Origin of the sequence: Bartonella sp. PS7NMGDW (genome assembly GCF_042193585.1) — a bacterium.
Taxonomy (GTDB): domain Bacteria; phylum Pseudomonadota; class Alphaproteobacteria; order Rhizobiales; family Rhizobiaceae; genus Bartonella; species Bartonella grahamii.
The window spans coordinates 41,340-56,684 of sequence record NZ_JBHILX010000004.1 but is presented as its reverse complement, the minus strand read 5'-3'; the positions used below and the strand labels follow the sequence as shown (position 1 = coordinate 56,684).

General features: G+C 37.6%; 13 protein-coding genes. 7 read left to right on the top strand and 6 right to left on the bottom strand.

Annotated features, from left to right (window positions below):
• The first annotated feature begins 132 nt into the window (after positions 1-132).
• The 4 genes from secA (at position 133) to prmC (ending at position 5,442) form a co-directional block, all read left to right on the top strand.
• Complete coding sequence (secA, locus tag ACFIKJ_RS03305; RefSeq protein WP_375626732.1) at positions 133-2,850, top strand: preprotein translocase subunit SecA; 2,718 nt, start codon at positions 133-135, stop codon at positions 2,848-2,850.
• Entirely contained in the window at positions 2,789-3,280 is a 492-nt protein-coding gene (locus tag ACFIKJ_RS03300; protein WP_375625603.1) for a Fur family transcriptional regulator, read from the top strand. Before secA ends, ACFIKJ_RS03300 begins: the two co-directional genes overlap by 62 nt.
• Positions 3,281-3,502: 222 nt before the next feature.
• Entirely contained in the window at positions 3,503-4,579 is a 1,077-nt protein-coding gene (gene prfA, locus ACFIKJ_RS03295) for a peptide chain release factor 1 (protein ID WP_375625601.1), read from the top strand.
• The gene (gene prmC, locus ACFIKJ_RS03290) at positions 4,576-5,442 is read left to right on the top strand and encodes a peptide chain release factor N(5)-glutamine methyltransferase (RefSeq protein WP_375625599.1); all 867 of its coding nucleotides are present in this window, start codon (positions 4,576-4,578) and stop codon (positions 5,440-5,442) included. Before prfA ends, prmC begins: the two co-directional genes overlap by 4 nt.
• On the opposite strand, the gene nrdF is transcribed toward prmC, so the two are convergent.
• From nrdF to nrdH, 4 genes are read right to left on the bottom strand one after another with little or no spacing between them, the layout of a single operon-like run.
• Positions 5,439-6,413 (bottom strand): class 1b ribonucleoside-diphosphate reductase subunit beta, encoded by a 975-nt coding sequence (gene nrdF / locus ACFIKJ_RS03285; protein WP_273722534.1) that lies wholly within the window; start codon positions 6,411-6,413, stop codon positions 5,439-5,441. The two genes, prmC and nrdF, sit on opposite strands and share 4 nt — an antisense overlap.
• Positions 6,414-6,424: 11 nt before the next feature.
• On the bottom strand, positions 6,425-8,575 hold the full coding sequence (nrdE, locus tag ACFIKJ_RS03280) for a class 1b ribonucleoside-diphosphate reductase subunit alpha (protein WP_375670256.1): 2,151 nt from the start codon (positions 8,573-8,575) through the stop codon (positions 6,425-6,427).
• Positions 8,557-8,955 carry a class Ib ribonucleoside-diphosphate reductase assembly flavoprotein NrdI gene (gene nrdI / locus ACFIKJ_RS03275; protein ID WP_012754607.1) on the bottom strand — a complete coding sequence of 133 codons (399 nt, stop codon included), beginning with the start codon at positions 8,953-8,955 and terminating at the stop codon, positions 8,557-8,559. The genes nrdE and nrdI overlap by 19 nt, the downstream gene beginning before the upstream one ends.
• Positions 8,955-9,179: a glutaredoxin-like protein NrdH gene (nrdH, locus tag ACFIKJ_RS03270; RefSeq protein ID WP_005774163.1), complete on the bottom strand. Its 225-nt coding sequence runs from the start codon at positions 9,177-9,179 to the stop codon at positions 8,955-8,957. The genes nrdI and nrdH overlap by 1 nt, the downstream gene beginning before the upstream one ends.
• 680 nt (positions 9,180-9,859) lie before the next feature.
• Here nrdH and ACFIKJ_RS03265 point away from each other — a divergent pair.
• From ACFIKJ_RS03265 to ACFIKJ_RS03255, 3 genes are read left to right on the top strand one after another with little or no spacing between them, the layout of a single operon-like run.
• Positions 9,860-10,612: an ABC transporter ATP-binding protein gene (locus ACFIKJ_RS03265; RefSeq protein ID WP_375626724.1), complete on the top strand. Its 753-nt coding sequence runs from the start codon at positions 9,860-9,862 to the stop codon at positions 10,610-10,612.
• A 3-nt stretch (positions 10,613-10,615) separates the two neighbouring features.
• Positions 10,616-11,485: a metal ABC transporter permease gene (locus ACFIKJ_RS03260; RefSeq protein ID WP_375625594.1), complete on the top strand. Its 870-nt coding sequence runs from the start codon at positions 10,616-10,618 to the stop codon at positions 11,483-11,485.
• A 10-nt stretch (positions 11,486-11,495) separates the two neighbouring features.
• Positions 11,496-12,413 (top strand): metal ABC transporter solute-binding protein, Zn/Mn family, encoded by a 918-nt coding sequence (locus ACFIKJ_RS03255; protein WP_375625593.1) that lies wholly within the window; start codon positions 11,496-11,498, stop codon positions 12,411-12,413.
• A 1,023-nt stretch (positions 12,414-13,436) separates the two neighbouring features.
• On the opposite strand, the gene ACFIKJ_RS03250 is transcribed toward ACFIKJ_RS03255, so the two are convergent.
• Positions 13,437-14,483: a sn-glycerol-3-phosphate import ATP-binding protein UgpC gene (locus ACFIKJ_RS03250; RefSeq protein WP_375626722.1), complete on the bottom strand. Its 1,047-nt coding sequence runs from the start codon at positions 14,481-14,483 to the stop codon at positions 13,437-13,439.
• 2 nt (positions 14,484-14,485) lie between these two features.
• On the bottom strand, positions 14,486-15,337 hold the full coding sequence (gene ugpE, locus ACFIKJ_RS03245; protein WP_375626720.1) for a sn-glycerol-3-phosphate ABC transporter permease UgpE: 852 nt from the start codon (positions 15,335-15,337) through the stop codon (positions 14,486-14,488).
• Between the last annotated feature and the right edge of the window lie 8 nt (positions 15,338-15,345).

The window sequence follows — 15,345 nt, the reverse complement described above, 5'->3', positions numbered from 1 at the left end:
CAAGTATAATGGTACCATCTGCATTTCATGATGTCTCTAATAATATCAGATAACTTGAAGAAAATGTAGAGTATGGGGAAAGCGTATGAATTACCCAACAAGAGTGACAACAATTAAAAGAAAGGGCCAGAGATGGTCAGTTTAGGTGTTTTTGCCCGTAAGTTTTTTGGTTCAGCTCATGAGCGACGTCTCAAAGCACTCCGCCAAAAAGTTGCACAAATTAATGCTTTGGAAGAACAATTTGTAAAATTAAGTGATGAGCAGCTTTGCCAAAAAACAGATGCCTTTCGTAAACGTCTTAGTGAAGGTGAAAGTGTTGATTTGCTCTTACCAGAAGCTTTCGCAACTGTTCGTGAAGCCGCAAAACGTGTTTATGACATGCGTCCTTTTGACGTGCAACTTATTGGTGGAATGGTCCTTCACGACTGTGGCATAGCTGAAATGCGTACTGGTGAAGGTAAAACATTAATGGCAACTTTACCAATTTATCTCAATGCATTGGAAGGTAAAGGCGTTCATGTTGTGACAGTAAATGATTATCTCGCCAGTCGTGATGCTGAAACAATGGGGAAAATTTTTAGTTTTCTAGGGCTTACAACAGGCGTGATTCTTCATGATCTTGATAGTGATGCCCGCCGAGAGGCCTATGCATGCGACATCACCTATGCTACAAATAATGAACTAGGTTTTGATTATTTGCGTGATAATATGGCCTTCGATCGTAGTCAAATGGTCCAACGTGGACATCATTACGCGATTGTTGATGAAGTTGATTCGATTCTTATCGATGAAGCCCGTACACCCCTTATTATTTCTGGTCCTCTAGAAGATCGTACTGACTTCTATAACCTTATTGATACATTTATTCCTGCCTTAACTCCAGAAGACTATGAAATAGACGAAAAACAAAAAACAACGACTTTTACCGAAGTTGGTACTGAAAAAATTGAAAAAATGCTCGAACAAGCTGGACATCTTAAAGGTGAAAGTCTTTATGACATAGAAAATGTCGCTATCGTTCATCATGTCAATAATGCTCTAAAAGCTCATAAACTGTTTGCTCGCGATAAAGATTACATTGTTCGCAATGATGAAATCGTTATTATTGACGAATTTACAGGGCGAATGATGCCTGGGCGGCGTTATTCTGAAGGACTTCATCAAGCGTTAGAAGCTAAGGAGCATGTTGCTATTCAACCAGAAAACCAGACACTTGCTTCCATCACTTTCCAAAATTACTTCCGTATGTATAGGAAATTATCTGGAATGACTGGAACTGCAACAACAGAAGCCGAAGAATTCAGAAATATTTATGGTCTTGACGTTGTTGAAGTCCCTACAAATTTGCCAATACAACGTATTGATGAAGATGATGAAATTTATCGAACAGCAGAAGAGAAATATCGGGCAATTGTGCGTGATATCCGTCAAGCACACGAAAAAGAACAGCCTATTCTTGTTGGAACAACCTCTATTGAAAAGTCAGAACAATTGGCAGAGCGTTTGCGAAAAGAAGGCATTACCGATTTTAGAGTCTTAAATGCTCGCTATCACGAACAAGAAGCGTACATCATTGCGCAAGCAGGAGTTCCTAGAGCTCTCACCATCGCAACCAACATGGCAGGACGCGGTACGGATATACAGCTTGGTGGTAATGTTGAAATGCGCATCCGACAAGAGTTACAGGATATCCCCGAAGGTCCAGAGCGGACAGCTAAAATTGAAGAAATAAAAAAAGATGTTCAGAAGCTTAAAGACAAAGCTTTAGCTGCTGGTGGTCTTTACGTCATTGCGACGGAACGTCATGAAAGCCGTCGTATTGATAACCAGCTTCGTGGACGTTCTGGTCGCCAAGGCGATCCAGGTCGCTCAAAATTCTTTCTCTCTCTTCAAGATGATCTTATGCGTATCTTTGGCTCCAATCGTATGGATGGTATGCTGCAAAAACTTGGATTGAAAGAAAATGAAGCTATTATCCATCCATGGATTAATAAAGCCCTTGAAAAAGCACAAAAAAAGGTCGAAGCACGAAACTTTGAAATTCGTAAAAATCTGCTAAAATATGATGATGTCATGAATGATCAACGCAAGGTTATTTTTGAACAGCGTATGGAGATCATGAACGCAGATGATTTATCAGAAATGATCCTTGAAATGCGCAATGAAGTCGTAGAGGATCTCGTAGAGGCTTATATTCCATCAGGGACATATTCTGAAAAATGGGATGTAAAAACTCTCGAAGAAGAACTTCAACAACTCTTTAATCTTGAGCTTCCAGTAAGAGAATGGGCAAAAGAAGATGGAATTGCCGAGGAGCAGATTTTAGAGCGTGTATCAGATGCTGTTACAAAACTTGAAAATGAACGTACTGAACGCTATTCTCCAGAAGTTATGGCTTATTTTCACAAGGCAGTATTGCTCGAAACTATTGACACGTTATGGCGTGAACATCTGGTGAGTTTAGACCATTTGCGTTCTGTTGTTGGTTTTCGTGGTTATGCGCAGCGGGATCCGCTCAATGAATATAAGACAGAATCTTTTGAACTCTTTCAAAGTATGTTGAGAAATTTGCGCAGAATTGTCACTTCTAAGCTTATGCGCTTTGAAATCATTCAACAACCTACAGAACCGACCATGCCTGAGCAAACTGATGCTGCTTCTTCTGTTTTTAATGATCAAAGTCAAGAAAATGCTCCCACCTTATGGGCACGATCACAAGAAAATAGATTTGTTAATCCACAAGATCGTGACCCTAACGATGTAACCACATGGGGAAAAGTTGGACGTAATGAGCGTTGTCCTTGCGGTTCAGAGAAAAAATACAAACACTGTCATGGAGCCTTTGTTTGAAAAGCAAACTATGAAAATGAATAAAAAGCGAAATTATGAGCAAGAATTGCGCACAGCTGGTTTAAGAGTAACACGTCAACGACGAGTTATTCTTGATATTTTGGCTGATACAAATGACCATCCCAATGCATTTGAGATTTTTCAGCGTGCAAACAAAATAGATTCGAGTATTTCACTCTCAACTGTTTATCGAACCATGAAAACATTAGAAGGAAATGGAACAATTCATCGCCATAGCTTTAGTGGTGGTCCATCTCGTTTTGAGCAAGCAGATGGGCAACATCATGATCATCTCATTGATATAGAAACAGGACAAGTTATCGAGTTTCATTCTGATGTTATTGAAAAGCTGCAAGAGGAAATTGCAAAGTCCCTTGGCTATGATATTATTCATCACCGCCTTGAACTTTACGGAAAAAAAAACTCTTAAAAAAGTGATTATATATCATTAGATAAAATACCTCAGGTAAATCAAGTTTTATAAAAATTTACCTTTAAGATATAACAGTTTCCATTGGCAAAAAAATTTTTTTGCTCTATTACCCCTTTTTGTATGATGCTATACGGTAATTCATTGTCAGCATTATAACGAAAAATCATTGCAACAAAATATTATAAAAATTGTATTATGAAAAATTAGGCCAATATTATCATGGTTTCTTTGCCACAAGATCGTATGAGACAGCTTGAAAAGCGCTTTGAAATAATTGAAAGCCAAATGACGACTAATCCAAATGCTGAAACATATGTCAAATTAGCTTCTGAATATGCAGAACTACAACCCGTTATTGCCTCTATACGCGCATTAAATGCTCTTTACGGAGAGATTACAGAATTAGAAACGATTATCAATGATAAACAAACAGATATAGAGATGCGTAATCTTGCCCAAGAAGAGCTACCATTGTTATATAAAAAAGTAGAGCAATTTGAAAAAGAACTCCAGATTCTGCTTTTGCCTAAAGATGTTGCTGATGAAAAAAACGCTATTGTTGAAATTCGAGCAGGAACAGGTGGATCAGAAGCAGCACTTTTTTCCGGTGATCTTTTCCGTATGTATGAACGTTATGCCCATGCTCACCATTGGAAAGTAGAAGTTATTTCACTCAGTGAGGGAGAAGTTGGCGGATATAAAGAGATTATTGCTACTATCTCAGGAAAAGGTGTCTTTTCTAAATTGAAATATGAATCAGGGGTTCATCGTGTGCAACGCATCCCCGAAACAGAAACCGGTGGACGTATCCATACATCTGCTGCTACCGTTGCAGTCCTTCCGGAGGCTGAAGAAATTGATATTGATATTCGCCCTGAAGATATTCGTATTGACACAATGCGTGCATCTGGAGCAGGAGGACAGCATGTTAATACAACGGATTCAGCTGTTCGTATCACGCATATTCCAACAGGAATTATGGTCGTACAAGCAGAAAAATCACAACATCAAAACCGAGCACGAGCCCTTCAAATTTTACGGGCACGCTTATTCGATATCGAACGACAAAAAGCGGAAAGTGAACGTTCAGCTTCTCGTAAAAGCCAAGTTGGTTCTGGTGATCGTTCAGAACGTATTCGTACCTATAATTTTCCACAAGGACGTGTCACGGATCACCGTATTAATCTAACCTTGTATAAGCTTGATCGCATTCTAGAGGGAGATCTTGATGAGCTTCTTCATGCACTCATCTCAGATCATCAAACAACACTGCTGATGGAAATGGATAATAATTGAGAAAATATTCTTTCAAGAATGTCATCCAACAAATGCAAGAAAAATTGCGCACGAAAGGAATTGCTGAAGCCGATCTCGATGCGAAAATACTCGTTGAATGGATAACAGGAATAAATGCTGCTGAAAGAATTTCTAAACCAGATATGCATCTGTCTTCTGAGCATATTATACAAATAGAACAGGCTTTACAACGGCGTATTGCAGGCGAACCCGTCTATCGTATTATAGGAGCACGAGAATTTTATGGTATATCTTTTACATTGTCTCAAGAGACGTTAGAACCTCGTCCTGATACAGAAACGCTGATAGATCTTGTTCTCCCTTTTCTCCAAAAACAGGTCGAAAATTCGGGAAGAACAACATTCCTTGATATGGGAACAGGAAGTGGCGCCATTGCCATTACACTCCTTAAACAAATTCCCCAATCCTATGCGGTGGCAGTCGATATTTCTGAAGATGCCCTTAAAACAGCGAAAAAAAATGCAAAGAATGCTGAAGTAGCACACCGCTTCACACCGCTTCTTAGCGACTGGTTTGATGCTGTCGCAGATCGCTTTGATTTCATTGTTTCCAATCCACCTTATATTCCCGCACAAGATATCAAAAAACTTGCAAAAGAAGTGCGCTTACATGACCCATTGCGCGCCCTGATAGGAGGGGAAGATGGACTTTATTTTTATCGAAAACTCGCCCATGAAGCAGCCAACTACTTAAAAGAAAACGGCTATGTCGCTGTTGAAATTGGTTACTCTCAAGAAAATGAAGTCTGCAATTTATTTAAAAAAAATGGTTTTCAATGTTTAGAAGTGCGTAAAGATCTAAGTGGAATACCCCGCGCACTTCTATTTGCATGCAAACATTAAAATTCCCAATCATCATCCGTGGTAGCAACCGCCTTGCCAATGACATAAGAAGAACCTGCCCCTGAAAAAAAGTCATGATTTTCGTCAGAGTTTGGTGATAAAGCTGCCAAAATAGCGGGATTAACACGACAAACCTCAGGGGGAAAAAGAGCTTCAAAACCTAAATTCATTAAAGCCTTGTTAGCATTATAATGAAGAAAAATTTTAACATCTTCTGTCAATCCAAGTGCATCATAAAGATCTTCAGTATATTTGCACTCGATATTATAAAGGTCAAAGAGCAGGTTAAAAGCAAAATCTTTAATTTCTTGTCTTTTGGCTTCATCAAGCTTTGCAAAGCCCAATTGGAATTTATAACCTATATAATAACCATGGACTGCTTCATCACGAATGATTAATCGAATGAGATCTGCTGTATTGGTCAACTTAGCGCGACTGGCCCAATACATGGGCAAATAAAAGCCAGAATAAAATAAAAAGCTTTCCAGCAAAGTCGAAGCAATTTTTTTCTTAAGTGGATCATTTGCTTCATAACGCTCAAGTACTAATCTAGCCTTTTTCTGCAAATGAATATTTTCTTCTGACCATCTAAACGCATCATCAACCTCTACCGTCGAACAAAGGGTTGAAAAAATAGAGGAATAAGAACGTGCATGAACCGCTTCCATGAAAGCAATATTCGTCAACACTGCCTCCTCATGCTCTGTTATCGCATCAGCCAGAAGCGAAATGGCTCCTACGGTGTTTTGAATTGTATCTAAAAGCGTTAGTCCTGTAAAAACACGAATTGTTAATTTACGTTCTTCATCCGTTAAGCTTGACCATGAGGGAATATCATTGGAAAGTGGTACCTTCTCAGGTAACCAAAAATTCCCAGTTAAGCGGTTCCATACTTCAAGATCTTTCTCATCATGTAATCTATTCCAATTAACAGCGCACACAACAGGATTTTTGGTTGTAATCTTTGTCATATGATGATCTCCTATAAACTACACGAAACACAGCCATCAACTTCTGTTCCACTCAACGCTACTTGCCGTAATCGTACATAGTAAATACTCTTTATACCCTTTTTCCAGGCATAAATTTGTGCGCGGTTAATATCACGTGTGGTAGCGGTATCAGGAAAAAATAATGTTAATGAAAGACCTTGATCAACATGCTGTGTTGCAGCAGCATAGGTATCTATAATTTTTTCAGGACCAATCTCATAAGCATCTTGGTAAAAATTTAAATTCGTATTATCCATATAAGGAGCGGGATAATAAACGCGCCCAATTTTTCCCTCTTTGCGAATTTCAATTTTTGAAGCAATTGGATGAATAGAAGAAGTGGCATGATTAATATAGGAAATAGATCCCGTAGGTGGAACTGCCTGCAAATTGCGGTTATAAAGCCCATACTCAATGACTAATTTTTTCAGTTCCTGCCAATCCTTTTGATCTGGGATAACAATATTGTTCCGCGCAAAAAGCTCTTGCACAAGCGCAAATTGCGGTTTCCATTCTTTTTCAATATATTTTTCGAAAAAACGTCCATCTGCATAAGCTGATTTTTCAAACCCTGCAAACATTTCTTGACGTTCACGTGCAATCAAATTGGAAGCCCGTATGGCGTGATATGTCACAATATAAAAATAGATATTGGTAAAATCTATCGCTTCTGGAGACCCATAATAGATCTGTTCACGCGCTAGAAACCCATGCAAATTCATTTGTCCCAAACCAATCGCATGACTTTCAGCATTGCCTTTCGCAATGGAAGGCACACAGGCAATATTACTCATATCCGAAACCGCAGTAAGGGCACGAACAGCAGATTCCACGGTCTGTCCGAAATCAGGACTTTCCATTGCTTTGGCAATATTCATAGATCCAAGATTACAGGATATATCACTTCCAATCGTGCGATAAGTTAAATCTGTCTCCAGTTCACTCGCCTCACTCACCTGCAAAATTTCTGAACATAAATTGCTCATACTTATGCGCCCAGCTATCGGATTCGATCGATTAGCAGTATCCTCAAATAAAATATAGGGATAACCTGATTCAAATTGAATTTCTGCTAATGTCTGGAAAAAAACGCGTGCACTTATTTTCTTTTTACGAATCTTTGCATTATCAACAAAAGAACGATAATGCTCCGTTAAAGAAATATCGCTAAAGGGCTTCCCTGTCACACGCTCGATATCATAAGATGAGAAGAGATACATATCCTCATTATTCCGTGCAAGCTCAAAAGTAATATCAGGAATAACGACACCAAGCGAAAGCGTTTTGATTCTAACTTTTTCATCAGCATTTTCACGCTTTGTATCCAAAAACTTCATAATATCTAAATGATGGGCATGCAAATAAACAGCTCCAGCCCCCTGTCGTGCCCCAAGCTGATTGGCGTAAGAAAAAGAATCTTCTAAGAGTTTCATCACCGGTAAGACACCTGAGGACTGATTTTCTATTTGCTTAATTGGTGCTCCAGCTTCCCGCAAATTGGTTAAACAAAGCGCCACACCTCCACCACGTTTTGAAAGCTGCAAAGCCGAATTAACCGCACGACCTATCGATTCCATATTATCTTCAACACGTAGCAAAAAACACGAAACCAATTCACCACGTTGTTTTTTCCCAGCATTTAAAAATGTCGGTGTAGCCGGTTGAAACCGGCCTGTAACAATTTCATCCACAAAATTTTCAGCAAGAGATTTATTTCCTTGTGCCAAATATAAAGCTACAAGACAGACGCGATCTTCATAACGTTCAAGATAACGTTTCCCATCAAAAGTCTTCAGTGTATAACTGGTATAATACTTAAATGCGCCTAAAAAGGTGGGAAAACGAAACTTAAATGCATAAGCACGTTTAAAAAGTTTTTTAATAAAAGAAAAATCATAAAGATCAAATAAAGCTTTTTCATAATAACCTTCTTCTATTAAGTAATCTATTTTTTCCTTCAGGTTATGAAAAAAAACTGTATTTTGATTAACATGCTGAAGGAAATACTGCCGTGCGGCAAGTCGATCCATATCAAATTGAATATGACCATTTTCATCATAAAGATTAAGCATTGCATTCAGCGCATGATAATCAGTAATCTGATCCGATTTCTGCGATTGTCCTATACCAATTGTTTCCAAAATCTTTCCAATCCCTTTTTTACATAAAGAACGTCTTCATCAGTTCCACGCAGCTCAAAACGATAAAGGCAAGGTACACAACATTTTTCAGCAATGATTTTACTTGCTAAATTATAATAACAACCAAAATTACGATTCCCACCACCAATGACACCACGAATTAATTTTCGGTTCTCAGCTTCATTAAGAAAATGGATAACGGCTTTCGGCACTGCTCCTCTTCCTTCACCATCTGCATATGTAGGAACAACCAGTACATAAGGTTCACCAACCAATGCAGAAGGCTTTCTTTTATCAATTTTGAAGAGTCGTTGACCAAGTTGCGAGACAAAATGTTCTGTATTACCCGTTGCACTCGAATAATAAACAATAAGCCCCATTAAGCACAAAGACCACTAATCATATCTGGTCTAAAACCAGACCAATGATTTTCACCACAAACAACGACAGGAACCTGACGATACCCCAGAGATTGAACAAAACTGTATGCTTGTTCATCACAAGAAATATCAACAACGCGATAATGAATGCCTTTTGCATCAAAAGCACGGCGTGTAGCATCACATTGGACACAAGATGGTTTGCTATAAATAGTGATCGACATTTTCTTCAACTTTCACAATTCCAAATAATCAACCCTAAAGGGTCAATCTAATAATTTTATAAGTACTCAAGAATAACAAAAAAACAGAAATTGTACGCAAAACATGTGGTTATTTTCGAATAGTACACAGCTTCCTGAACATAACAGAATTCCTCATCAAATAACTTCAAAGACTATGATGAGAATAAGCGATTATTCTATAACTTAAATGGCAAAGCCCCCCAGTTATAAACAATCTTTTGCTTGCATTACAATTCCCTCCTGCTGTCTAAAAAACTAACGTTCTAAACTACCGTTTTTCAAGAGCTCTGTTTTACTCTTTTTCGGCAAAAATCAATTACAAAAACGAAAGGAATCCTTCCAAAAGAGATCCTTCAGCAAAAATACTGCTATGCCCTTGGTCAATAAACTCTTTACAATAATGGAAATAACTTAGATACCAAACGAAACACACTAACACCCTCTCTTGTGCTTATTTAGAATCACCAATCATTTTGATACTATATATAGTATATACTCTCTCTCTTTCGTCAAGGTGAATTCAATTATTATTTTTAATTTTCCACGATCTTCACACTAAAATTTTCAGTTCTCAAAACTATGTAATAATATAACATTTTATTGACAAACGTTATATTATTACATAGTTTCCAAAATAATAAGCAACGATGGTAAAAAATATGGATCTGCACTTCAATAAGACAACATTAGGCTATGGAAATAGAATAGCAATAAAGAACTTTTCAGCGAAGTTAAAAGCTGGTTCATTGGTCGCAATAACAGGTGATAATGGCGCTGGAAAATCGACACTGCTAAAAGCCATCGCCGGATTGATTAAACCTCTTAAGGGAAAAATTACAAAACCAAAAAAAAGCCGCATTGCTTATCTTTCTCAGCAATGTGATGTAGATCAAACATTTCCAATTGATGTGAAAACGCTTGTAAAAACAGGGCTGTGGTCTTTTTGTGGATTATGGAAAAGCCAGCGCCCTTATGATTCTAAGATTCAAAATGCGCTTGAAATGGTTGGGCTTACAGAACTCGCACCCCGTTCGCTTGAAACATTATCAGGCGGGCAATTACAACGCGCTCTTTTTGCACGTATCATTGTGCAAGATGCCAATATTATTTTGCTTGATGAACCTTTCAATGGTGTAGATCATAAGACCCAAAAAGATCTTCTTGCACTGATCACATACTGGCAACAGCAAGGACGCACAGTTCTCACAGCACTCCATAACCCTCTCATCGTGCAAGAATTTTTCCCCCAAATGATTCAAATTAATCAACAAAACGCCTTTTATGGAGAAACAACACAGTTTTTAAACAACACTATTCATCACGTTATGCCACCTCTCACATCCAATTCTTTTCCTATTAGCGCACAAAAACAAAATCTTCCCATCAATGATCCTCTCTTTCTTAGGTTATAAGACGTGTATGCATTTTTTCTTGCTCCCTTTGTTGATTTCCAATTTATGCAAAACGCCCTTATCGGTTCTATTTTCCTGTCTATTAGCGCTTGTCCTGTTGGTGTATTTTTGATGCTCCGTGGAATGAGCTTGACAGGAGATGCTATCTCTCATGCCATTCTTCCTGGTGTTGCAACTGCTTTTCTGATTTGTGGCTTTTCCCTCATATCTATGACACTTGGTGGCATCTTCGCTGGTATTATTGTCGCTTTAGCAACCATTTTAATTTCACGAAATAGCTTTCAGAAAGAAGATGCATCCATGACTGTCTTTTATCTTATTGCACTCGCGGCAGGTGTCATTATTATCTCACTAAAAGACTCAACAATTGAGCTGCTTCATCTCTTATTCGGATCGGTTCTTGCACTTGATGCACAAGCCCTCTGGTTAATCACTACTATAATGCTGATTACACTATGCAGCCTTTGTATTTTTTGGCGTGCACTCGTTTTAGAAAGCTTTGACCCCCTCTTTTTTAAATCACTCTCTCCATTGAGTAAATATATTCATATTTCATTGCTTGGACTTGTGGTGTTGAATCTGGTTGGAGGATTTCAATCACTAGGAACATTACTTTCCGTTGGCATTATGATGATTCCAGCTATTACAGCCCGTTTTTGGTTTTCACGGCTAGGCCCTATTTGCGCACTTTCCACTCTTTTTGGAATCATTTCTAGCGTATGTGGTCTCCTGCTTTCTTTTCATCTTTCACTTCCCTCCGGCCCTGCGATCATCATTGCCGCAGGATTTATTTATCTTTTTTCCTGCTTGATAAGTCCACGTGGACTTATTGTAACATGGTTTCCCCACCTCTTTTATACCTCCTCACTTTAAGGAAAAAAATGTGCCTAAGTTTGCTCAAAAATTTGTTCTTCTTGGAGCTTTATTGCTTTCTTTTTCTCCATTTTCTGCTTCTGCAAACAATAAAATCAAAGTTGTTGCGAGCTTTTCTATTCTCGCAGATCTCGTAAAAAATGTAGGAGACAACCATATCTCTATGACCACTTTTGTAGGTCCCAATGCAAATACCCACACTTATGAACCTACCCCCCATGATGTTCAAGCTCTTAGAAATGCTCAAATTATTTTCATCAACGGACTTCATTTAGAAGGATTCATTGATCGCCTCATTACAGCAAGCGGTACAAAAGCACTTCTTGTCAAAGTTAGCGCTAACATTCCCTCCCTCAAAATGAAAAATCAAGAACATAACGCCCATCATCACCACAGCGTTATTGATCCACATGCTTGGCAAACAATTCCCAATGTCAAAATCTATGTGAAGAATATCGCTGCTGCTTTTTGTAAAATCGATCCACAATCCTGCACAAGCTACAAAAAAAATGCCGAAACCTACATCCAAAAACTTAAAATAGCACAAGATACCCTGAAAACAAAAATTACTACCATCCCTAAAGATAAACGTATCATTATCACATCTCATGACGCCTTTGGCTATTTTGCAAAAGAATACGGTTTTACTATCCTCGCCCCTCAAAGTGCTTCAACAGAAGCTGAAGCAACCGCAGCCGATGTTGCTAAACTTATCAAACAAATTAAGGCGAATAAAGCAGCTGCACTATTCGTTGAAAATATCTCTAATCCCCGTCTCATAAAACAGATTGCAAAAGAAACAGGTTTGAAAATTGGTGGGACACTTTATTCTGATGCATTGTCAAATAAAAATGGCCCCGCAGCAACTTATCTCGATATGATGGAACATAATGTGAATACCATCATTGATGCCATCACAAAACATTAAGATCTTCTACAAAAGAGATAAAAAACTGAATACAGCACTGAACCGTCTTCATATTTGTCTCAAACATACTGTTGTATAAAGTTTAGGTTGGTTTATAAGCAACAAAAAAGTACGCACTTTATAAGAATGCAATATCATAAAACCATTAATATACTGGCAATATATTAAAAAAATATATCAGCTTTTATAAAATGCTTTGCAAAACAACAAGATAACTGTCTTTGTCCCTGCTAATTCTTATAGGTATTCGCACCAATCCCTTATGTCATATTCATAAAGATCTGTCTAAGGATGATCTATAGGCAATTTTTTAACTCAAGAATATAGAAAATTTGATGGGATGTTACAGATGTGTTTCATCTGCTTTTATCATTAAAAGTAATGAAAATTTTAAAACAAGCGCGCCTTCTATCTCTCAGTGATTTCTTTTGCAACTGACCAGATACCCTAGCTGAAAATTGCATAGTGATTTACATGAGAAAAAATAAAAGCTTCTTATAGAAGCTCTGAAACCATTTAAGATCATATGGTCAGCGGTAAAATAAAATATGCCTATTCTCGTACAGGCTATTTAGAACAGCGTCGTATTTTTTGGATCAAATAGACTTCTTATGTTAGGGATCAGAGCTAAGATATGGGGCGCATCCCCTCTCATCTGTGAATTATTGGTTCCCTCTATTTCCCTCATTTACTTTTTATAAGATACATAAATTATTACATCAAGAAACATATGGTTAATGAATGGTTATTTTATATTGATATTTTTTATAATGAAAATGATTTTATTATGTTTGAGGTTTGAAAATAATATTCTTCTTACAGACCGTGAAAATGCAAATTTTCTTCATATAAATATTTTGACACTCTCAGCGCCATGGAACAATAGATCATTACCAAAACTTTTAAAATTTTGTTTTTAATCACATCGGGTACAACCTGATTTTGTAAATGTAATCGAGAAAGTCAAAACACAACATTATCATGACGCAACATAAAAGAAAGTCGTGTCACATCAATTAATGCTTACTTATTATTTGTGCGCTTTCCAGTGTTTTTATTAAAAGTATGAAAATTCTGATGAGCGACAGTAAAACTTAGTTTTTGACCATAGTCGTGTGTCAAGCGTTCTTTTATTTCAATCGTAAAGATGATATCATTCCAGCGCGTTAAAACATGGCAACCTGTTCCAATAGGCTTGATAAGCTCAATTTTTGTGTGAAAGACAGGTCCTTTATCTGGATGTTCGCCTAATAAGATTATTTCAGGTCTGAATGCTAAAAGATCAGTTTCTTCGCCATAAGACAATGAATGCCCTAAATGTTGTTCTAAGACATGGCGATCAAGAAAATTCATAGGAGGAGAACCAATAAAATCAGCAACAAATGTTGTTGCTGGAGTGTCGTAAATTTCCATTGGTGTTCCAATTTGCTCGATAGCTCCTTTATTCAAAACGACTATTCTATCAGCTAATGTCATAGCTTCTAGTTGATCATGGGTAACATAGAGGCTGGTTGTTCCTAATGAACGCTGTAGTGTTTTTATTTCAATACACATTTGCGCCCGTAATTTTGCATCAAGATTTGAAAGAGGTTCATCAAAGAGAAAAACACGGGGTTGACGTACAATCACACGCCCCATTGCAACACGCTGACGTTGTCCTCCTGATAATTGTCGTGGTTTACGATCAAGAAATGGTTCTATCTCCAAAAGTTTTGCAGCATGTGCGATGCGTTTTTTAATTTCTTCTTTAGGGGTTTTACGATTTTTAAGACCATATTCTAAATTTCCACGAACTGTCATATGGGGATAAAGAGCATAATTTTGAAAAACCATAGCAATATCACGATCAGCTGGTTCACGATCATTGATGCGTTCGTTATCAATACATAATTCACCTGAAGTAACTTGTTCAAGTCCTGCTATAATACGCAATAAGGTTGATTTCCCACACCCTGAAGGACCGACAAGAACAAGAAGTTCTTTATCAGCAACAGTTAAGTTTAAATCATCAATGACCAGAATGCCGTTGTCATACCGTTTTTTTATATTTGATAACTGGATTATGGCCATAATTACTTCTCCGTTTCAATAAGGCCTTTGATAAAAAGCCGTTGCATGAAGATAACAACAAGAACAGGGGGAACCATGGCAACAACCGATACTGCCATGAGTATATTCCATTGAGGATCATGTTGAAGTGATTCGACAATAAGCTGTTTTAAAATAATAAGGATCGTTTGATGCTTTTGATCCGTTGTGATGATAAGAGGCCAGAGATATTGTATCCATCCATAAATAAACATAATGATAAATAAAGCAGCGATATTGCTTTTGCTGAGAGGAAGAAGAATATCCTTAAAAAATTTAACTGGACCTGCACCATCAACACGTGCCGCCTCTAAGAGTTCATCTGGAATAGTCAGAAAAAACTGGCGAAATAAAAATGTAGCGGTTGCAGATGCAATAAGTGGAATAATCATTCCACTATAGGTGTCGATCATCCCCAATTTTGCAACAACCTCATAGGTTGGAAGAATACGAACTTCGACAGGGAGCATCAATGTAACAAAAATAAGAACAAAAGCAGTTTTTCGGAAAGGAAAACGCATATAAACAATTGCATAAGCAGACAAAAGTGAAATAATAATTTTCCCAATACTAATCCCAAGAGCCATAATGAGTGAATTCATTAAGAGTGGCCAGAGGTTGGGAAGACCGAGTTGTGCGAGGCCATCACCAAAGATTGTTTTATAATTTTCCAAAGCATACTTCCCAGGTAAAAGAGGAAGTGTTCCTGAGTTGAATGCTGCTGAACTATGGGTTGATGCAATGATAGCAACATAAACTGGAAAGAAAATAATGATAATGCCAATAATGAGAGTAATATGGGTTAGAAATTTCAAAACAGGGCGATTTTCAACCATAATTTACT